This window comes from Stutzerimonas degradans, from assembly GCF_024448505.1.
Lineage (GTDB): Bacteria > Pseudomonadota > Gammaproteobacteria > Pseudomonadales > Pseudomonadaceae > Stutzerimonas > Stutzerimonas degradans.
Window position 1 is genome coordinate 154,576 of the sequence record NZ_JAMOHV010000001.1, and the last position, 17,994, is coordinate 172,569.

Below are 17,994 nucleotides of genomic sequence, written 5' to 3' on the forward strand. Positions count from 1 at the left end.
AAAAATTCCCGGGGGCGCCCGGCGCCGGCCATGACCGTTTGGTTACGGTGAGGAGTATAGGGTGCTGGCCGGATGCTAGTCCGGCGGCGGGTTGCAGGTGCTGCGAGCGGACCTCCAGCCAGGCCCCGCGCGTTGTCCGAGGCGATCCGCGGGCCAGCCTTGTGTGAGCCCTGATGCCCGGCAATCGCCTGTCTGGATCAGGACGAACGGCGCTAGCGCAGCGACTTGCGCAGCCGCGACAGCGCACCGACGAAGAACACCGCGCCGATCGCCGCCAGGGCCAGCAGCTGTGGCCAGACCACCGCGGCGCCGGCGCTGCGGAACAGGATGGCCTGGGCCAGCTCGACGAAGTGCGTGGTCGGGGCGAACAGCATCACCTGCTGCACCAGCTCGGGCATGCTCTCGCGCGGGGTCACCCCGCCGGAGAGGATCTGCAGCGGAATCAGCGTGAGGATCACCAGCAGCCCCAGCTGCGGCATCGAGCGCGCCACCGTGCCGAAGAAGATGCCCATCGAGGTGGCGGCGAACAGGTGCAGCGCGGCGCCGCCGGCGAACAGCAGCAGCGAGCCCTGGATCGGGATGTCCAGCCAGCCCTCGACGACGAAGCGCAGGGCGAACGCCGACGCCGCCAGCACCACCAGCCCCATCGCCCAGACCTTGCCGACCATGATCTCGAACGGCGTCACCGGCATCACCAGCAGGTGCTCGATGGTGCCGTGCTCGCGCTCGCGGATCAGCGCGGCGCCGGTGAGGATGATCGCCAGCATGGTGATCTGGTTGATTACCTCGTTCACCGCGCCGAACCAGGCGCGGCTGAGGTTGGGGTTGAACGCCGTGCGCACCACCGCCTCGACCGGCAGCGCTTCGCCGCCGCGGTAGCGCCGGACGAACTCGCCGGTCTCGCTGGCGATGATCTGCTGGATGTGTCCGGCACCGGTGAACGCCTGGCTGACCTGGGTGGCATCGACGTTGAGCTGGATGCTCGGCTGGCGCCCGGCGAGCAGGTCTTCCTGGAAGCCCGGCGGAATGTTCAGGGTGAAGGTGTAGAGGCCGGCGTCCATGCCGCTGTCCATCTGCGCCAGATCGATGGCCTTGGGCTGGATGAAATACGGCAGCTGGAAGGCGTTGATGATGCGCAGCGAGGCCTGCGAGCGGTCCTCGTCGACCACCGCGATGCTCGCCCGGTGCGGCGCTTCCGGCACCGCGGTGGCGCCTTCGTAGATGGCCACGGTGAACGAATAGATGATCAGCACCAGCATCGCCGGGTCGCGGTAGAGGCTGCGCAGCTCCTTGAGGCCGAGCTGGAGGATGTTGCTGAGCTTGCGTGCGGTGTGGCCCATGTCATTTCTCCTGCTTGCGCAGACCGGCGACGCTGAGCGCCGTCAGCAGCGGAATGGCCAGCAGCATGGGGATGAAATACGGGTACAGCTCGACCAGCCCGAGCGCCTTGGAGAACACCCCGCGGCTGATGATCAGGAAGTGGCTGGTCGGGTAGAGCTTGCCGACGAAGGCGCCGACGCCTTCCATCGCCGAGACCGGGTGGATCAGCCCGGAGAACTGGATCGCCGGCAGCAGCGTGACGATGGTGGTGCCGAAGATCGCCGCGATCTGGCTGTTGAGGATCGACGACATCAACAGGCCGAGGCCCGTGGCGCAGGCGACGTAGAGCAGTGCGCCGAGGCACAGGGTGAGGATGCTGCCCTTGATCGGAATGCCGAAAACGAACACCGCCAAGAGCGCCAGGGTGGCGAAGTTGAACATGCCCAGGGCGATGTACGGCAGCTGCTTGCCGAGCAGGAACTCCAGGCGGGTGGTCGGCGTGACGTAGAAGTTGGTGATCGAGCCCAGCTCCTTCTCGCGCACCACGCCGAGCGCGGTGAGCATCGCCGGAATCATCATCAGCAGCAGCGGGATCATCGCCGGCACCATCGCCGGCAGGCTCTGCACGTCCGGGTTGTAGCGGTAGCGGATGGCCACGTCGGCCGGCGACAGCTGCGCCTCGACGCCGGCCTCGCGCGCCAGTTGCTGCAGGTAGGTGAGGTGGATGCCCTGCGCGTAGCCCTTGATGGTGTCGGCGCGCATCGGCATGGCACCGTCGATCCAGAACGCCACCTGCGGCACCGCCCCGCGCTTGAGGTCGCGGCCGAAGTTCGGCGGAATCTCGATCGCCAGGCTGATGTCGCCACTGCGCAGGCGCCGGTCCAGTTCGTCGTAGCTGGCCAGCGGCGCCTTCTCGATGAAGTAGCGCGAGCCGGCGATGTTCAGCAGGTAACCCTGGCTGGTGGTGGTCTGGTCGCGGTCGAGCACGGCGTAGCTCAGGTTCTCCACGTCGAAGCTGACCCCGTAGCCCATGATGAACATCAGGATCACCGTGCCGAGCATCGCCAGCGTGGCGCGGATCGGATCGCGGCGCAGCTCCATCGCCTCGCGGCGGCTGTAGCTGAGCAGCCGGCGCAGGCTGAAGCGGTTCTGCGCGGCGCCATTGCCATTGCCGGTCGGCGGTGGCGCGACGCGCGTCGGCGCTGGGCTCGCCGGGGCGGCAGCCGCGCCTTCGGCTACGGCGTCCTCGAGGTAGGCGATGAAGGTTTCTTCCAGCGTCGCCAGGCCGCGCTTGGCCATCAGCCCCTGCGGCGTGTCGCTGTCGAGCACGCGGCCGGCGTGCATCAGCGAGATGCGGTCGCAGCGCAGCGCCTCGTTCATGAAGTGGGTGGAGATGAAGATGGTCACGCCATCTTCGCGTGACAGCTGCACCAGTAGCTCCCAGAAGCCGTCGCGCGCCACCGGGTCGACGCCCGAGGTCGGCTCGTCGAGGATCAGCATCTCCGGCGCGTGGATCACCGCCACCGCCAGCGACAGGCGCTGGCGCACGCCCAGCGGCAGCGCGGTGGGCAGGCTGTTGGCCTCGACGGCCAGCTCGAAGCGCTCGAGCATCTCGCCGATGCGCGACTCGCGGCGCTCGGCGGGAATGTGGAACAGCCGCGCGTGCAGATCGAGGTTCTGTCGCACGGTGAGTTCGCTGTACAGCGAGAACGACTGCGACATGTAGCCGACGCGCTGGCGGGTCTGCAGGTCGTGCGGGTCCACCGGCTTGCCGAACAGCAGCGCGCGGCCCTCGCTGGCCGGCAGCAGGCCGGTGAGCATCTTCATGGTGGTGGTCTTGCCGCAGCCGTTGGAGCCGAGGAAGCCGAAGATTTCGCCGCGCTCGATGCGCAGGTTGACGCGATCCACCGCGACGAAGTCGCCGAAGCGCATGGTCAGGTCGTGCGCCTCGATGGCGATGCTGTCGCTGGCCTCGCGTGGCGGGATTTCCAGCGTGCGGTGGCGGCGGCGCTTGTCTTCCGGCAGCAGGCCGATGAACGCCTCTTCCAGGCTGTCGCTGGCGGTGCGCGCCAGCAGCTCGGCCGGCGAGCCGGTGGCGAGGATACGTCCGGCGTCCATCGCCACCAGATGATCGAAGCGCTGCGCTTCGTCCATGTAGGCGGTGGCCACCAGCACGCTCATCTGCGGGCGCTCGGCGCGGATGCGCGCGATCAGCTCCCAGAACTGCGCGCGCGACAGCGGGTCGACGCCGGTGGTCGGCTCGTCGAGGATCAGCAGGTCGGGGTCGTGGATCAGTGCGCAACACAGCCCGAGCTTCTGCTTCATGCCGCCGGAAAGTTTGCCCGCCGGGCGTTCGAGGAACGGCGCGAGGCCGGTGCTGCGGGTTAGCTCGGCGATGCGCCAGCGCCGCTCGGCGGCGTCCTGACCGAACAGCCGGCCGAAGAATTCCAGGTTCTCGGCGACCGTGAGCGTCGGGTAGAGGTTCTTGCCCAGCCCCTGCGGCATGTAGGCGATGCGCGGGCACACGGCGCGGCGATGGCCGGCGTCGCCCATGTCGCCGTCGAGCACGCGCACGCTGCCTTGCTGGATTCGCCGCGCGCCGGCGATCAGCGCCAGCAGGCTGGACTTGCCGACGCCGTCCGGGCCGATCAGGCCGACCATGCGGCGGGCCGGCAGCTCGACGTCGAGAGCGTCCAGCGCGCGGGTCTGGCCATACTGCAGGGTGACGCCCGTGATCTGCGCCACCGGCGCGAGCGGCTCGCTCATGGCGTGACGTTGACCTGCAGGTGTGCCGGCCACTCGGCGGCGTCATCGAGCTTGAGGTAGGCCATGCCGGGCAGGCCGGTCTTGACCTGCTCCATGTGTTTCTTCAGCAGCGCAGGGTCGATGCGCGCCTTGACGCGGAACATCAGCTTCTCGCGCTCGCTCTCGGTTTCCACGGTCTTGGGGGTGAACTGCGCGACGCTGGCGACATAGCTGACCCTGGCCGGAATCACGTACTCCGGCGCGGCATCGATCACGATGTGCACCTCGCTGCCCAGCGCGACGCGGCCAGCCTGGCGCTCGGGCAGGAAGAAGGTCATGTAGACGTCGGCCAGGTCGACCAGGTTGAGCAGCTTGCCGCCGGCGGCCAGCACCTCGCCCGGCTGCGCCACGCGGTACTGCACGCGGGCCACGCGGTCGGTCTTCAGCTCGCTGTCGGCGATGTCCGCCTGCAGGCGCGTGACGCTGGCCTGGGCGGCCTCCAGCGCCGATTGCGCCTCGATCACCTGCGAGCGCGCGGCAGCGATGCCGGCCTCGGCCGAGAGCACCTGGGCGCGCGAGGCAGCCAGCGCGGCCTGTGCGCTCTGCTTGGCGGCGAGGTCGTCGTCCAGCTGCTGGCGCGCCATGGCGTTGCGTGCCACCAGGGTTTCGGTGCGCTTGTGGCGCTTCTGTGCGGCAGTCAGCTCGGCCTGGCGCTGGTGCACCACGGCCTCGGCGGTGGCCTTCTCGCTCTCGCGCATGGCGACCTGCGCCTGCGCGGTGAGGATGGCGTTTTCGGCCTGGCGTACCTGCGCGCGGGCCTGGTTGAGCTGGGCGTCGAGCACCTCGGTGTCCATGCGCGCGAGCACCTGGCCGGGCTGGACGAAGTCGCCCTCGTCGACGGCGATCTCGCGGATGCGCCCGCCCAGCTTGGTCGCCACGTCGATCTCGGTGGCCTCGATGCGCCCGTTGCCGCTGGCGAAGCCTTCGCCCAGGCCGTTGGGGCGCAGCTCCGACCAGACGATCAGGCCGACCGCCGCGAGCGCCGCCAGTGCCAGCACGGAACGGGTGAGGGTTTTCTTGACTGAGGGTTTCATGCGGGGTCCTTGCGCGATTACGACCGCCCCCATGCTAGGCGAGGACGGGTTACAGGTAGTTCATCCAGATCAAGGAAGCGCCGCCAAGGCGGCGCCGGCGGCTCAACGGTCGCCGGTCTGCTGCGCCAGCATCCAGGCGAGCAGCTGGCGGCTCAGCTCGTCGCTGGCCTGGCCGAAGGCCTCGACCACGCTCTCCAGCTGTGCGTCGGTACTGGGTTGGCGAATCTCGAAGTGCCGGCTGGCGAGGCCGCGGCGGCTGGCGCTGTCCACCAGTGTGGCGTCGAGGCGGATCAGCACCTGCGGCGTGCCATCCTGATAGACGCTCTGGAATGCGCGCAGATCGCCAATCAGCTCGAGGTCGGCCTGCAGGTTGCTGTCGTCGCTGCTCACCGAAGCCAGCCGGCCGCTGGCGCGCAAGGCTTCGATCAGCCGGTCGCGCAGCAGCTGCGGCGCCGGATCGGCCCAGCGCGCACCCTGGTAGGCGCTGAGCTGATGACCCTGCGGCACCACGGCGATGCGCGGGCTGGCCAGCATGCGGCTGGCCTGCGGGGTGTGCACGCGCAGCGCCAGGTCACCCTGGGTCGACGGCGTGGTGCTCGGGGCGACGGGCGCGCCGGGCAGCAGGAAGACCCGCACCGGCTTGGCCTGCGGCAGCACCGAGCAGGCGGACAGCAGCGTCAGCAGAGCGGGCAGGGCGAAGCGGTGCAGCGCTGTGCGGATCATGGGGCGAATTCCTCGATCTTCTCGCGGCCGAGCAAAAAGCCGCTGGGGTCGTCTTCCAGCCGCTGGGTGACCCGGCGCAGCGCGCCGAGGGTGCCGCGCAGCTCGTTGAGCGCCGGGCCGATGTCGCCCAGCCCCTTCACGCCGCTGTTCAGCGCGCCCTGGTTGTCCTCCAGCAGGGCGTCCAACCGCGAGGTGCTACGCTCCAGCGCGGCCATCGACTGACCGGCGCTGGCCAGCAGCTGGCGACCTTCGTCGTCGAGCAGGCCGTTAGCGTTGCGCGTCAGGCGGGTGATTTCCTCCAGCGCGGTGTTGGTCTGCCGGCCCAGCTCGGCGAGCTGGGTGAGCGCCTGGCTGAGGTCGCCGCGCTGTTCGGCCAGCACACTGGTGGCCTGTTCGAGATTGGCCAGGGTCTGGCCGATGCGCCCGGCGTTCTCTTCGGAGAGCATCAGGTTGGCGCTGCGCAACAGGTTGTTGATGTTGCTCATCAGGTCTTCGCCGTTCTCCAGCAGCGCGGAGAGCGGCGAGGGATCGGCGATGATCAGCGGCGGCTCGCCGCGCTTGCCCAGCAGCGGCGGGCTGTCGGGCGTGCCGCTGTGCAGCTGGATGACCATGCTGCCGGTGATGTTGGCCAGCGCCAGGCGCGCGCGGGTGTCCTGCTTGATCGGCGTGCCGGCGTAGACGCGGATGCGTGCGCGCACCTTGCGCGGGTCGTCCGGCTCCAGCCACAGCCGCTCGACGTCGCCGACCTTGATGCCGCTGTACTCCACCGAGCTGCCGGTGGACAGCCCGCTGACCGCGCGGTTGAAGCTGATCTCGTAATACTGGTACTCGCGGTCGATGCTGGCCTTGCTCAGCCAGAGGGCGAAGAACAGGGCGCCGCCGACCGCGAGCACGGTGAACAGGCCGATCAGCACGTGATGGGCGCGGGTTTCCATCAGGAGTTCTCCTGCACAAGAGCGGCCTGCTGCGCCGCCCGGCCACGCGGGCCATGAAAGTAGTCGCGAATCCAGGCGTCGTCGGTGTCCTGCACCGCCTCCAGGCGGTCGGCCACCAGCACGCGCTTGCGCGCCAGCACCGCGACGCGGTCGCAGATGGTGTACAGCGTGTCGAGGTCGTGGGTGACCAGGAACACGCTCAGACCCAGCGCGTCGCGCAGGGTCAGGATCAGCTGGTCGAACGCCGCGGCACCGATCGGGTCGAGGCCGGCGGTGGGCTCGTCGAGAAACAGCACCTCCGGGTCCAGCGCCAGCGCGCGGGCCAGCGCCGCACGTTTGACCATGCCGCCGGAGAGCTCGTCGGGGTACTTGTAGGCGGCATCGGCCGGCAAACCGGCCAGCGCCAGCTTGAGCCGCGCCAGATGCTCGGCGTCGACGCGGGCGAGGCCGGCATGTTCGATCAGCGGCAGCGCGACGTTCTCCTGCAGGTTCAGCGAGGTGAACAGCGCCCCGCGCTGGAACAGCACGCCGAAGCGTCGCTCCACCTGCGAGCGCCGCTCGGGCGGCAGCTGCAGCAGGTTCTCGCCGAACACCTGCACGCTGCCGGCATTCGGCCGGCGCAGACCGACGATGCTGCGCAGCAGCACCGACTTGCCAGTGCCCGATCCGCCGACCACGCCGAGGATTTCGCCACGACGGATGTCCAGGTCGAGATCTTCGTGCACGGTCTGGCGGCCGAAGCGGTTCACCAGCCCGCGCACCTGGATCAGCGCTTCGCCGTTCACCAGCCCATCTCCATGAAGAACAGCGCGGCGATGGCGTCGATCAGGATCACCATGAAGATCGACTGCACCACGCTGGAGGTGGTGTGTTCGCCCACCGACTGCGCGCTGCCGCTGACCTTGAAGCCTTCCAGGCAGCCGATCACGGCAATAATGAAGGCGAACACCGGCGCCTTGCCGATGCCGACGAGGAAATGGCTGAGGTCGATGTCGCGCTGCAGGATGGTGATGAACAGCGTCGGCGAGATATCCAGCGCCAGGACGCAGACCACCGCACCACCGAGGATGCCGCTGAGCATGCCGATGAACGTCAGGATCGGCAGGGTGATCAGCATCGCCAGCACCCGCGGCAGCACCAGCAGATCCACCGGGCTGAGGCCCAGCGCGCGGATCGCGTCGATCTCCTCGTTGGCCTTCATCGAGCCGATCTGCGCGGCGAAGGCGCTGGCGCTGCGCCCGGCGAGCAGGATCGCCGCCAGCAGCACGCCGAACTCGCGCAGGAAGGCGAAGCCAACCAGGGTGACGGTGTAGATGCTGGCGCCGAAGTCGGCCAGCACCGTGGCGCCGAGGAACGCCACCACGGCGCCGACCAGGAATGTCAGCAGGGCGACGATGGGGATGGCGTCCAGCCCGGTTTGTTCGATGTGCGCCACCAGCGGCGTCGGGCGCCAGCGTTGCGGGCGCACCAGAACGCTGAGCAGCGTCTGCAGGGTCAGGCCGATGAAGCCGAGCAGCTCGCGCTGCTGGCACCAGATGTTCTGCATGGTCCGGCCGATATGCGCCAGCAGGTCACCGAACTCGTAACCCTGATCCGGCTGCGGGGCGGCGGGGCGATCCAGCGCCGCGGCCACGGTATGCAGCAGGGCCAGACGTTCGGCCGGCAGCTGCGGTGCCCATTGCGCCACGGCGGCGATGCGCTGCGGGCCGAGCAGCTCGACCAGCAGGCCGGCGCCGGCGGTATCCAGTGCGCCCAGCCCGTCCAGCTCCACCGTGCTGTGCTCATCGAGCTGCGGGGCCATGCGCACGACGGCGTCGCGCAGCGCGTTGTAGTGCGCCAGCGTCCAGTCGCCGGCGATGCGCAGGTGCGCGGATCGGGCCGCGGATTGCAGCTGCAGCGTGCCGGGAGGCGATGAGGTCGGGTGCATGAAGGGCCTGTCCATCCAGCCTGCGCGTGCGTCGCGTCGATCGCGACAGTCAGCATCCTAGCAGCTCGGCCGGCGCAGCACCGCCCGCGCGGCGTACCGTTGGCGCGGCTGGCGGGGGTGAATGGCGGCATCGCCCTCGATAACTAGGCCGCGAATGCGCCCCTGCCGGCGCCTCAGCCGGCACGCCGCGTCTGCCGGCCGCCGGCCAGCGCCTTGGCGCCGATGGCTACCGGCAGGCTCAGCGTGGCCCAGCTCAGCCAGTCACCGACGCCGTCGGAAACCAGCCCGGCGAGCAGGCCGAGCAGCGAGAGCAGGCCGATCACCAGCGGCCACCGCCAGATGCGCATCATCCCCGCACCTCCGTTGAACCGCGCTTGAGCCACAGGTACAGGCCGCTGCCGAGCACCACGAGCGTGAGCACATCCAGCAGCGCCCACAGCACCTTCAGCGGCAGGCCGCCGTAGTCGCCGAAGTGCAGCGGCTCGGACAGTTGTAGCGCGGTGACGTACCAGGGCCGCGCGCTGGCTTCCAGCACCTCGCCGCTGGCCGGGTCGACCAGCAGCGCCTGGGTCAGGCGCGAGGTCAGCGGCGTGTCGCCGCGCAGGATCACCGCGACGTGCTCGGGCGTGGCGCGCAGCGTGCCGGGGTAGGCGATCATCGAGATCGCCATGCCCGGCGCGGCGGCCAGCACGCGATCCACCGCGGTCTGCAGCGAGCCATCCGCAGCGGGTGCATCACTGGCATCGGCGGTCAGCAGTACCCGCGTGTCGCCGGCCTGCAACGCGGCGACCTGCTCGGCCTGCCAGCCCTTGAAGATCAGGTCCGCCCAGGTGTTGATCACCCCGGTGAAGCCCACGGCCAGCGCCCACACCAGGGTGACGATGCCGAGCAGGTTGTGCAGGTCGAGCCAGCGTGTGCGCGGCGCCCGCTCGCGACGCACCTCGGCGAAGCGCAATTTGCGCATGAACGGCGCGTAGAGCACCACGCCGGAGACGATCGCCACCACCAGCAGCAGGCCCATGAAACCGAGGAACAGCTTGCCCGGCAGACCGGCGTAGAGGTCGACGTGCAGGCGGTACATCACGCTCATGAAGCCCTCGTCGAACGCCGGCACGTCGACCACGGCGCCGGTGCGCGCATCGGAGAGGATCAGCCGCGACTCGCTCTCGTCGGTATCCACCCGGGTATCGAGCTTGACGTACCAGAGATCGGGCAGGTCCTCCTCGGCGAAGAAGTACAGCGGCACCAGGCCCGGATAGGCCTTGACTGCCTCGGCCGCGACCCGGTCGAGCGCGATATGCGGCGTGCCTTCTGGCATCGGCGGCGCGGCGATCTCGCTGCCGGTCAGGTGCTCGATCTCGTGGGAAAAGATCAGCGGCAGGCCGGTCAGGCACAGCAGCAGAATGAACAGCGTGCAGACGAGGCTGGACCACTTGTGGACCCAGCCCCAGCCACGCAGGGTGCGTGCCTGCATCAGAAGTCGACCGTGGCGCTGAGCGACAGCGTGCGCGGGGCGCCGAGGACCAGGTAGTTGGCGTTCGGGTAGCCACCCACCGAGGCCCAGTAGTCGCGGCCGGTGACGTTGTCCAGGCGCGCGCGCAGGGTCACGTCACGCTCGTCGATGACCATGCGGTAGCGCGCGCCGAGGTCCAGACGGGTCCAGGATGGCGCTTGCATATCGTTGGCCACGTCGGCGTACTGGCTGCTGGTGTAGACCACGCGGCTGGTCAGGGTCAGGCCGTTGCTGCCCGGCACGTCCCACTCGCCGCCGATGTTGGCCTGGGTGCGCGGCACGCCGATCGCACGGTTGCCCTCGTTGAGGCCGTCCTGGGTGCTGGTCAGCTCGGCATCGAGCAGGGTCAGGCCGCCGAGCAGGCGCACGCCGTAAGTTGGCTCGCCGAACACTGACAGCTCGATGCCTCGGTTGCGCTGCTCGCCGCCATCGGTGAACACGCCGTTCTCTACGGTGCTGAATGGCCGGTCGGTGGTGAACAGCGCCAGGCTGCCGCCCAGGTTGCCACCGTCGTACTTGATGCCCACCTCGGTCTGCTCCGAGACATAGGGTTCCAGCGCGTCGCCGGCGTTGGCGATGGTCACGCCGCCGCTGCTGGCCGGGGCGATGTCGCCCTTGACCAGGCCCTCGATGTAGTTGGAGTAGAGCGACAGCTCGTCGGTCAGCTGATAGACCACGCCGGCGACCGGGCTGGTCTTGTAGCGGTTGTAGGAGGACAGGCGGTCGCCGCTGTTGTAGTCGTAGCTCTTGGCCTCGATGCCCTGGCGGCGTGCGCCGAGGGTGAGCAGCAGGCGGTCGTCGAGGAAGCCCAGGGTGTCGGCCAGCGCCAGGCTCTGGGTGTGGGTGCGTTCGGTGACGCCGGGATCGGACATCTGGCCGCCGGTCCAGGTGGTGCCTGGCATCGCCGCGTCGAACGGGTCGTGGATATCGGCGGCAAGGTTGCCCGACATGCCGTAGGCGTTGCGTGCTTGCAGATCGAACATCGCCGCGGACATCACCCACTCGTGGGAGACGGCGCCGGTGTTGCCACGGGCGCGCAGGCCGACTTCGCTGGTGAAGACATCCTCCTCACGCACGTTGTCGAAGCGGTAGAAGGTGCCCGCGCCGGAGCGACCGGCCTTGATGCTGGCCAGGCGGTTCTTCTCCTCGCCCTCGCGCACGCCGGCGGCGAGCCAGCCGGTCACTGCGTCGGAGAAGTCGTATTCGGCGCGCAAGGTGCCGAAGGTCTGCTTCTCCTTCGAGTAGGTCCAGGGCTGGGCGAAGTTGTCCTCGGCGTCCGGCGCGCTGGGGATGCCGCCGTTGGGGGTGACGCTCGGCCGCGGCTGGTCGATGAAGTGGTACTGGTGGCCGATGTCGCCGGACAGGCGGAAGTTGTCGCCCTGGTAGTCCAGGCCCAGGGCGAACATGTCGAGGGTGCGCTCCTCGTCCTCGACGGTGGTCTCACCGGCGCGCTTGGCGGCGTTCAGGCGTACGCCGAAGCGCTCCTCGGCGCCGAAACGGCGGGCGATGTCGGCATGGGTCATGGCCTGGCCGCCGCTCTCGGCGCCGAGGGTCAGGCGGGTCAGCGGTTCGTTCGGCGCGCGCTTGGGCAGGATGTTGATCGCCCCGCCGATGCCGCTGCCGCCCGGTGCTGCGCCGTTGAGGAAGGTGTTGGCGCCGCGGAACACTTCCACGCGCTCGATGAACTCGGCGGCCACGTACTGGCGCGGCAGCAGGCCGTAGAGGCCGTTGTAGGAGATGTCGTCGGAGTACACCGGGAAGCCGCGTACCACGTACAGCTCCTGGAAGTTGCCGAAGCCGCGCGCCACGCGCACCGAGGGGTCGTTCTGCAGCACGTCGGAGACGCTGCGCGCCTGCTGGTCCTGGATCAGTTGCGAGGTGTAGGACGTCGAGGTGAACGGCGTTTCCATGTAGTCGCGGTTGCCGAGGATGCCGACACGGCCGCCGCGCGCCACCTGCTCGCCGGCGTAGGGCTGCGTCAGGCCTTCGGCCGAGGCATCGGCGCTGGCCGTGATCTCGACGGACTGCAGCTCCACCGGCTCGCCGGTATTGTCCTGTGCCTGGCTTTCGGTCCGTTGCTGGGCCATCAGCGGCGAACTGGCGAAGCCGGCTAACAGGCAAACGGGTAGCAGTGCGGTTTTACGCGGCAAGCGGAGAGTGGGCATGGCGGACCTGAGCGGGCGTTGGATTGCGTAGGGCGACGGCGCGACGTTAGTTGGGAGTCTGTGCCATCTGTGAGCCACTATCATATTCTAATGATAACAATTCGCAACCGTGTTCCGTCTGATGCCACCTCGTGGAAATGCTGGGCGGGCGTCTGGCGCGTGGATTCCTCGCGTCGCAAAAAAAATCGGCCGGCCTGTCGATTGCCGAGCGCGCCGAACGACCAGGTGATGAACAGCCGTTCAACCCGACGACAGGAGATCAACATGAACGAGCAAAAGCACCATGACGAAGCGCGCATCCGCCAGCTTCACGAGGAATTCGAGCGCGCCATTGCCGCCAAGGACCTGGACCGCATCCTTGCCCAGTACGCCGACGAGCTGGTCGCCTTCGATGCCGTCGGGCCGCTGCAATTCAAGGGCGTGGCCGATTACCGCGCGCACTGGCAGCGTTGCTTCGAGTTCTGCCAGGGCGAGGGTTTCTTCGAAACCCATGAGCTGCATGTGGAGGTCGGCGGCGAGCTGGCCTACAGCCGCATGCTCAACCATTGCGGCGGCCCCAACGCCGAGGGCCAGATGCAGAGCGCGTGGATGCGTGGCAGCCGGGTCTGGGCGCGCCGTGACGGTGACTGGAAAGTGATCCACGAGCATTTCTCGATGCCCTTCGACATGCAGACCGGCCAGGTGTGCATGGACGCAGAACAGCCGGGCGGCTGAGCCGCGCACGGTGTTCGTCGCTCTGCGGCGTCACGCCGACTGTCGCCTGCTAGCTTTGCTGCGGTGGCGACAGCCGGAGAGCGACGATGAAATACCTGTGCCTGATCTATTACGACGAACAGCGGGTCGACGAACTGAGCGATGAGCAGTGGCAGGCGCTCGTGGCGCGCTGCATCGCCTGCGGTGAAGCACTGCGTGCCAGCGGCCACATGCTGGCCGGCGAGCCGCTGCAGTCGGTCCGCACCGCCCGCACGGTGCGCGTGCGCGACGGTGTGACCACGGTGGTCGACGGTCCGTTTGCGGAGACGCGCGAGCAACTGGCCGGCTTCTACCTGATCGAGGCGGCCGATCAGCACGAAGCCGAGGCCATCGCCGCGCAGATTCCGCCGGCAAGCCTCGGCTGCGTCGAGGTACGCCCGCTGCGCCAGCTGCCGCAGCGCTGAGCATGCGCGACGCCGAGGGCGGGCCGGCGGCGGTCGAGGCGATCTATCGCGCCGAGTCGCGGCGGGTGCTGGCGACGCTGATCCGCCTGCTGGGCGATTTCGACCGCGCCGAGGAAGCCCTGCACGAGGCCTTCGCGGCGGCGGTACAGCAGTGGCCGCGCGACGGCGTGCCGGCCAATCCGCGCGCCTGGCTGGTTTCCGCCGGACGCTTCAAGGCCATCGACGCGCTGCGCCGCCGCTCCCGTGACGATCAGGCGTTGCGATTGCTCGCCGTACAGCTGGAGGAGAGCGCCGAGGTGGACGATCCCGATGCGCTGCAGGACGACCGCCTGCGACTGATCTTCACCTGCTGCCATCCGGCGCTCCCCGCCGATGCGCGCGTCGCGCTGACCCTGCGCACGGTATGCGACCTCGGCACCGAGGAGATCGCCCGCGCCTTTCTGGTGCCGCCGGCGACCATCGCCCAGCGTATCGTGCGCGCCAAGGCGAAGATCCGCGATGCACAGATTGCCTATCAGGTACCGGAGCGCTCAGCCCTGGCCGAGCGCCTCGACAGCGTGCTGCAGGTGCTTTACCTGGTGTTCAACGAGGGCTATGCGGCGTCCGCCGGAGCGCAGCTGACGCGCGCGGACCTGTGCCGCGAGGCGATTCGTCTTGGCCGGCTGCTGGTCGAGCTGCTGCCGGAAGCGGAAGTGTGCGGCCTGCTGGCGCTGATGCTGTTGCACGATGCGCGGCGGGCCGCGCGCACCGATGCGACGGGTGAGCTGGTACGGCTCGACGAGCAGGATCGCCGCCTTTGGGATGCCGTGCAGATCGCCGAAGGCGTGCAGCTGGTGCAGCGCGCACTGGCCTCGCGGCGCCCGGGCTGCTACGGGCTGCAGGCGGCGATCGCGGCGGTGCATGCCGAGGCGCCGAACGCGGCGCAAACCGACTGGGCGCAGATCGTCCGGCTGTATGACCTCTTGCTGCAGCTCAGCCCGTCACCGGTGATCGAACTGAACCGTGCCGTGGCGCTGGCCATGCATCGCGGACCGGGGGCTGGGTTGGCGCTGCTCGATGAGCTGCACGCGCGCGGCGCATTGCCCGACTACCACTTGCTGCCTGCCGCACGCGCCGATCTGCTGTGTCGCCTCGGGCGTCACGCCGAAGCCCGGCAGGCCTATCGCATGGCGCTGCAGAGCGTGCGGCTGGAGCCGGAGCGGCGTTTCCTGCTGCAACGGCTGGCGGCGCTGGAACGCGTCAGCGACGACTGAGCCGCGGCGCCGCCCGGCAGACTCAGCGGCCTTGGCAGGCGTCGACGCGCAGCCAGCGCTCCAGCAGTTTGAAGCCCTGCATCAGCACGAAGGCGATCAGCAGATAGATCAGACCCGCGGTGAGGAACATCTCCTCGTGCAGGTAGGTGCGCGCGGCGATCTTGCGCGCCATGCCGGTCAGCTCGAGCAGGGTGATGGTGCTGGCCAGCGCGCTGGCCTTGAGCATAAGGATCACTTCGTTGCTGTAGGCCGGCAGGCCGATGCGCGTGGCGCGCGGCAGGATGATGTGCCACAGCGCCTGGCTGCGCGACATGCCCAGCGCGCGCGCCGCCTCGACCTCGCCCGGCGGCACGTTCTGGATCGCGCCGCGGATGATTTCGGCGATATAGGCGGCGGTATGCAGCGTCATGGTGATGATCGCGCACCAGTACGGATCGCGCAGATACGGCCAGAGCGCACTCTGGCGCACCACGTCGAACTGCGCCGCGCCGTAATAGACCAGAAACAGCTGCACCAGCAGCGGCGTGCCGCGGAAGAAGAAGATGTAGCCATAGGGCAGGGCGCGCACCGCCAGGTGGCGCGACGAGCGGGCGATGCCCAGCGGCAGGGCGAGGATCAGCCCGGCGATGACCGACACGCCGACCAGTTGCAGGGTCAGCCAGGCTGCTTCCGCGAAGCTCGGCAGCCATTTGATGAAGACTTCCCAGCTCATGCGGCACTCCTGACGAAGCCGCGGCCGGCGCGTTTTTCCAGAAAATGCATGCCGATCATCGCGACGACGGTCAGGCACAGGTAGATGAAGGCGGCGACGAGGAAGAAGGTGAACGGCTCCTTGCTGGCGGTCACGGCGATCTGCGAGCGGCGCATGATTTCCTCCAGGCCGATCACCGAGACCAGCGCGGTGTCCTTCATCAGGATCATGAACAGGTTGCCCAGCCCCGGCAGAGCCAGGCGCCACATCTGCGGCAGGATCAGGCGCAGGAAGATACGCCGCTTGTCCAGGCCCAGCGCCAGTCCGGCCTCGCGATGACCCTTGGGAATGGCCAGCAGCGCGCCGCGGAAGACTTCCGTGGCGTAAGCGCCGAAACACAGGCCGAGGGCGATGGTGCCGGCGGCGAACGGGCTGAGGGCGAGGTTTTCGATGCCGAACAGCTGGCCGATCCAGCGAATCAGGTTGATGGTGCCGAAGTAGATCAGCAGCACCCAGAGCAGCTCGGGCACGCCACGCACGATGGTCGAATAGGTGCCGCCGAGCCAGCGCAGCGCGCTGTAGGGCGAAGTCTTGGCGAGGGCGCCGAGCAGGCCGAGCACCAGCCCGAGCGCCAGGGAGGCGAGGGCCAGTTGGATGGTCATCCAGGTACCGGCGACGAGGGCCGGACCGAATCCGTGAAGGTCGGGAATCATATGGGCTCAAACACCGAAGCCCGGTCCGTCATGCGCATGACGTCCGGGCTTCGGTTCGGTTGGATCAGTAGATGCTGAACGGGAAATACTTGTCGTTGATCTGCTTGTAGGTGCCGTCGGCGATGATCTCGGCCAGCGCCTTGTTCAGCCGCTCGCGCAGTGCGTCGTTGTCCTTGCGCACGGCGATGGCGATCTTGTCGTCATCGAATACCGGCTCGCCCTTGAACTCGAAGTCCTTGCCGGCATCGCTCTTGAGCCATTCCCACTGCACGAAGGTGTCGGCGAGGATGCCGTCGACGCGACCGGAGGCGAGGTCGAGGTAGGCGTTTTCCTGGGTGTCGTAGAGCTTGATCTCGACCACGCCGTCCATGTTGTCTTCCAGCCAGGTGCCGGCGATGGTGGCGCGCTGGGCACCGATCACCTTGCCGTCGAGGTAGTCCTTGTCGGTCTTGAAGTCCACCGACTTGGGCGCCACGAACTGCAGCTTGTTGGTGTAGTAATGGTCGGTGAAGTCGACGGCCTGCTTGCGCTCCTCGGTGACCGACATGGAAGCGGCGAGGAAGTCGAACTTGCCGGCGTTCAGCGCCGGAATGATGCCGTCCCAGTCGGAGGTGACCACTTCGCACTCGACCTTCATCTTGGCGCACAGCGCATGGGCGATGTCCAGGTCGAAGCCCACCGCCTGGCCGCTGGCGTCGATCAGGTTGAAGGGCGGGTAGGCGCCTTCGGTGCCGATGCGCAGTTTTTCCGCGGCGAATGCCTGGGTGCCGATGATCAGCGAGGCAGCGGCGGTCAGCAGGATCTTCTTATAGCTTTTCATGCGGTGTTGCTCCCTTAGCGATGGCTGGACATGAATTGTTTACAGCGCGTCGATTGCGGATTGTCAAATACCTGCTCGGGCGTGCCCTGCTCCTCGACCAGGCCCTGATGGAGGAAAACCACTTCGCTGGAGACCTGCTTGGCGAAATTCATCTCGTGGGTGACGAGCAGCATGGTGCGCCCTTCTTCGGCGAGCGAGCGGATAACGCTGAGCACTTCCTGGACCATTTCCGGGTCGAGCGCGGAGGTGGGCTCGTCGAACAGGATTACCTTCGGCTGCATCGCCAGGGTGCGGGCTATGGCCGCGCGCTGCTGCTGGCCGCCGGAAAGCTGGTTCGGATAGACGTGGCGCTTGTCGGCGATACCGACCTTGGCCAGCAGCGCCTCGGCCACCTCAGTGGCTTCGGCCTTGCTCTGGCCGAGCACCCGGCGCGGCGCCTCGATGATGTTGTCGAGGATGGTCATGTGCGGCCAGAGGTTGAAGTTCTGGAACACGAAGCCCAGCTCGCTGCGGATGCGGTTTAGCTGCTTGCCATCGGCGGCGACCAGATCGCCGTGCTTGTCGCGCTTGAGCTTGAGTTGCTCGCCGGCGACCAGAATCTCGCCCTCGTGGGGGTTTTCCAGCAGGTTGATGCAGCGCAGGAAGGTCGACTTGCCGGAGCCTGAAGAGCCGAGGATGGAAATCACGTCGCCATCATGAGCGGTCAGCGAGATGCCTTTGAGCACTTCCAGATCGCCGTAGCGCTTGTGCAGGTTGCGGATTTCCAGTGCGGGGATGGCCTCGGCCATGCGGGAACCTCTTGCGGGCTGGCGGAAACCGCCAGGTCGGGGGTATTCGGGATGATTGCGCTCCGGCCGGCTGCTCGCCCTCCTGGCGAGGCGCAAACCTAGCACGCACCGGGGCATGCGCCAAGCGCGAAGAATGGCCAACTGGCCGGC

The 17,994-nt window shown here is 68.2% G+C and carries 18 protein-coding genes; 4 read left to right on the forward strand and 14 right to left on the reverse strand.

All coding sequences use genetic code 11. The features are described 5' to 3' along the window. Nucleotides 1-212 precede the first annotated feature (212 nt). The 10 genes from NAV27_RS00760 to NAV27_RS00805 form a co-directional block, all read right to left on the reverse strand. The gene (locus tag NAV27_RS00760; RefSeq protein ID WP_102828078.1) at nucleotides 213-1,340 is read right to left on the reverse strand and encodes an ABC transporter permease; all 1,128 of its coding nucleotides are present in this window, start codon (nucleotides 1,338-1,340) and stop codon (nucleotides 213-215) included. Nucleotide 1,341: 1 nt separating this feature from the next. Next, nucleotides 1,342-4,086 carry a ribosome-associated ATPase/putative transporter RbbA gene (rbbA, locus tag NAV27_RS00765; protein ID WP_102828077.1) on the reverse strand — a complete coding sequence of 915 codons (2,745 nt, stop codon included), beginning with the start codon at nucleotides 4,084-4,086 and terminating at the stop codon, nucleotides 1,342-1,344. Further along, complete coding sequence (locus tag NAV27_RS00770) at nucleotides 4,083-5,159, reverse strand: HlyD family secretion protein (RefSeq protein ID WP_102828076.1); 1,077 nt, start codon at nucleotides 5,157-5,159, stop codon at nucleotides 4,083-4,085. Before NAV27_RS00770 ends, rbbA begins: the two co-directional genes overlap by 4 nt. Before the next feature lie 102 nt (nucleotides 5,160-5,261). Further along, entirely contained in the window at nucleotides 5,262-5,882 is a 621-nt protein-coding gene (locus NAV27_RS00775) for an ABC-type transport auxiliary lipoprotein family protein (protein WP_102828075.1), read from the reverse strand. After that, nucleotides 5,879-6,817 carry an MlaD family protein gene (locus tag NAV27_RS00780; protein ID WP_008569279.1) on the reverse strand — a complete coding sequence of 313 codons (939 nt, stop codon included), beginning with the start codon at nucleotides 6,815-6,817 and terminating at the stop codon, nucleotides 5,879-5,881. The genes NAV27_RS00775 and NAV27_RS00780 overlap by 4 nt, the downstream gene beginning before the upstream one ends. After that, entirely contained in the window at nucleotides 6,817-7,602 is a 786-nt protein-coding gene (locus tag NAV27_RS00785; protein WP_369805788.1) for an ABC transporter ATP-binding protein, read from the reverse strand. The genes NAV27_RS00780 and NAV27_RS00785 overlap by 1 nt, the downstream gene beginning before the upstream one ends. Further along, entirely contained in the window at nucleotides 7,599-8,744 is a 1,146-nt protein-coding gene (locus NAV27_RS00790; RefSeq protein WP_102828074.1) for an MlaE family ABC transporter permease, read from the reverse strand. Before NAV27_RS00790 ends, NAV27_RS00785 begins: the two co-directional genes overlap by 4 nt. Nucleotides 8,745-8,917: 173 nt before the next feature. After that, the gene (locus tag NAV27_RS00795) at nucleotides 8,918-9,094 is read right to left on the reverse strand and encodes a hypothetical protein (RefSeq protein WP_180981407.1); all 177 of its coding nucleotides are present in this window, start codon (nucleotides 9,092-9,094) and stop codon (nucleotides 8,918-8,920) included. After that, nucleotides 9,091-10,218 (reverse strand): PepSY-associated TM helix domain-containing protein, encoded by a 1,128-nt coding sequence (locus tag NAV27_RS00800; RefSeq protein WP_102828073.1) that lies wholly within the window; start codon nucleotides 10,216-10,218, stop codon nucleotides 9,091-9,093. Before NAV27_RS00800 ends, NAV27_RS00795 begins: the two co-directional genes overlap by 4 nt. After that, complete coding sequence (locus NAV27_RS00805; RefSeq protein WP_102828072.1) at nucleotides 10,218-12,422, reverse strand: TonB-dependent receptor; 2,205 nt, start codon at nucleotides 12,420-12,422, stop codon at nucleotides 10,218-10,220. The genes NAV27_RS00800 and NAV27_RS00805 overlap by 1 nt, the downstream gene beginning before the upstream one ends. A gap of 131 nt (nucleotides 12,423-12,553) precedes the next feature. On the opposite strand from NAV27_RS00805, the gene NAV27_RS00810 reads away from it, so the two are divergent. From NAV27_RS00810 to NAV27_RS00825, 4 genes are all read left to right on the forward strand, one after another. Continuing rightward, a complete protein-coding gene (locus NAV27_RS00810) occupies nucleotides 12,554-12,709 on the forward strand; it encodes a hypothetical protein (RefSeq protein WP_180981406.1) in 156 nt (51 codons plus the stop codon). Then, on the forward strand, nucleotides 12,687-13,136 hold the full coding sequence (locus tag NAV27_RS00815) for a YybH family protein (RefSeq protein WP_054093910.1): 450 nt from the start codon (nucleotides 12,687-12,689) through the stop codon (nucleotides 13,134-13,136). The genes NAV27_RS00810 and NAV27_RS00815 overlap by 23 nt, the downstream gene beginning before the upstream one ends. Before the next feature lie 86 nt (nucleotides 13,137-13,222). After that, nucleotides 13,223-13,579, forward strand: coding sequence for a YciI family protein (locus tag NAV27_RS00820; RefSeq protein ID WP_008569287.1), 357 nt, complete (start codon nucleotides 13,223-13,225; stop codon nucleotides 13,577-13,579). 2 nt (nucleotides 13,580-13,581) lie between these two features. Further along, nucleotides 13,582-14,832: an RNA polymerase sigma factor gene (locus NAV27_RS00825; RefSeq protein WP_102828071.1), complete on the forward strand. Its 1,251-nt coding sequence runs from the start codon at nucleotides 13,582-13,584 to the stop codon at nucleotides 14,830-14,832. Between the two features lie 22 nt (nucleotides 14,833-14,854). Here NAV27_RS00825 and NAV27_RS00830 read toward each other — a convergent pair whose 3' ends face one another. The 4 genes from NAV27_RS00830 to NAV27_RS00845 form a co-directional block, all read right to left on the reverse strand. Next, a complete protein-coding gene (locus NAV27_RS00830) occupies nucleotides 14,855-15,544 on the reverse strand; it encodes an ABC transporter permease (protein ID WP_054093912.1) in 690 nt (229 codons plus the stop codon). Further along, nucleotides 15,541-16,236 carry an ABC transporter permease gene (locus NAV27_RS00835; protein WP_102828070.1) on the reverse strand — a complete coding sequence of 232 codons (696 nt, stop codon included), beginning with the start codon at nucleotides 16,234-16,236 and terminating at the stop codon, nucleotides 15,541-15,543. Before NAV27_RS00835 ends, NAV27_RS00830 begins: the two co-directional genes overlap by 4 nt. A gap of 64 nt (nucleotides 16,237-16,300) precedes the next feature. Then, complete coding sequence (locus NAV27_RS00840) at nucleotides 16,301-17,056, reverse strand: ABC transporter substrate-binding protein (RefSeq protein WP_043295181.1); 756 nt, start codon at nucleotides 17,054-17,056, stop codon at nucleotides 16,301-16,303. 14 nt (nucleotides 17,057-17,070) lie between these two features. After that, a complete protein-coding gene (locus NAV27_RS00845; RefSeq protein ID WP_102828069.1) occupies nucleotides 17,071-17,844 on the reverse strand; it encodes an ABC transporter ATP-binding protein in 774 nt (257 codons plus the stop codon). Nucleotides 17,845-17,994: the final 150 nt, after the last annotated feature.

Coding starts and splice junctions, on each gene's coding strand:
- NAV27_RS00825 (WP_102828071.1), top strand. CDS start 13,582: ATGCGCGACGCCGAGGGCGGGCCGGCGGCGGTCGAGGCGATCTATCGC.
- NAV27_RS00835 (WP_102828070.1), bottom strand. CDS start 16,236: ATGATTCCCGACCTTCACGGATTCGGTCCGGCCCTCGTCGCCGGTACC.
- NAV27_RS00820 (WP_008569287.1), top strand. CDS start 13,223: ATGAAATACCTGTGCCTGATCTATTACGACGAACAGCGGGTCGACGAA.
- NAV27_RS00805 (WP_102828072.1), bottom strand. CDS start 12,422: ATGCCCACTCTCCGCTTGCCGCGTAAAACCGCACTGCTACCCGTTTGC.
- NAV27_RS00815 (WP_054093910.1), top strand. CDS start 12,687: ATGAACGAGCAAAAGCACCATGACGAAGCGCGCATCCGCCAGCTTCAC.
- NAV27_RS00770 (WP_102828076.1), bottom strand. CDS start 5,159: ATGAAACCCTCAGTCAAGAAAACCCTCACCCGTTCCGTGCTGGCACTG.
- NAV27_RS00830 (WP_054093912.1), bottom strand. CDS start 15,544: ATGAGCTGGGAAGTCTTCATCAAATGGCTGCCGAGCTTCGCGGAAGCA.
- NAV27_RS00800 (WP_102828073.1), bottom strand. CDS start 10,218: ATGCAGGCACGCACCCTGCGTGGCTGGGGCTGGGTCCACAAGTGGTCC.
- NAV27_RS00775 (WP_102828075.1), bottom strand. CDS start 5,882: ATGATCCGCACAGCGCTGCACCGCTTCGCCCTGCCCGCTCTGCTGACG.
- NAV27_RS00760 (WP_102828078.1), bottom strand. CDS start 1,340: ATGGGCCACACCGCACGCAAGCTCAGCAACATCCTCCAGCTCGGCCTC.
- NAV27_RS00845 (WP_102828069.1), bottom strand. CDS start 17,844: ATGGCCGAGGCCATCCCCGCACTGGAAATCCGCAACCTGCACAAGCGC.
- NAV27_RS00840 (WP_043295181.1), bottom strand. CDS start 17,056: ATGAAAAGCTATAAGAAGATCCTGCTGACCGCCGCTGCCTCGCTGATC.
- NAV27_RS00790 (WP_102828074.1), bottom strand. CDS start 8,744: ATGCACCCGACCTCATCGCCTCCCGGCACGCTGCAGCTGCAATCCGCG.
- NAV27_RS00795 (WP_180981407.1), bottom strand. CDS start 9,094: ATGATGCGCATCTGGCGGTGGCCGCTGGTGATCGGCCTGCTCTCGCTG.
- NAV27_RS00780 (WP_008569279.1), bottom strand. CDS start 6,817: ATGGAAACCCGCGCCCATCACGTGCTGATCGGCCTGTTCACCGTGCTC.
- rbbA (WP_102828077.1), bottom strand. CDS start 4,086: ATGAGCGAGCCGCTCGCGCCGGTGGCGCAGATCACGGGCGTCACCCTG.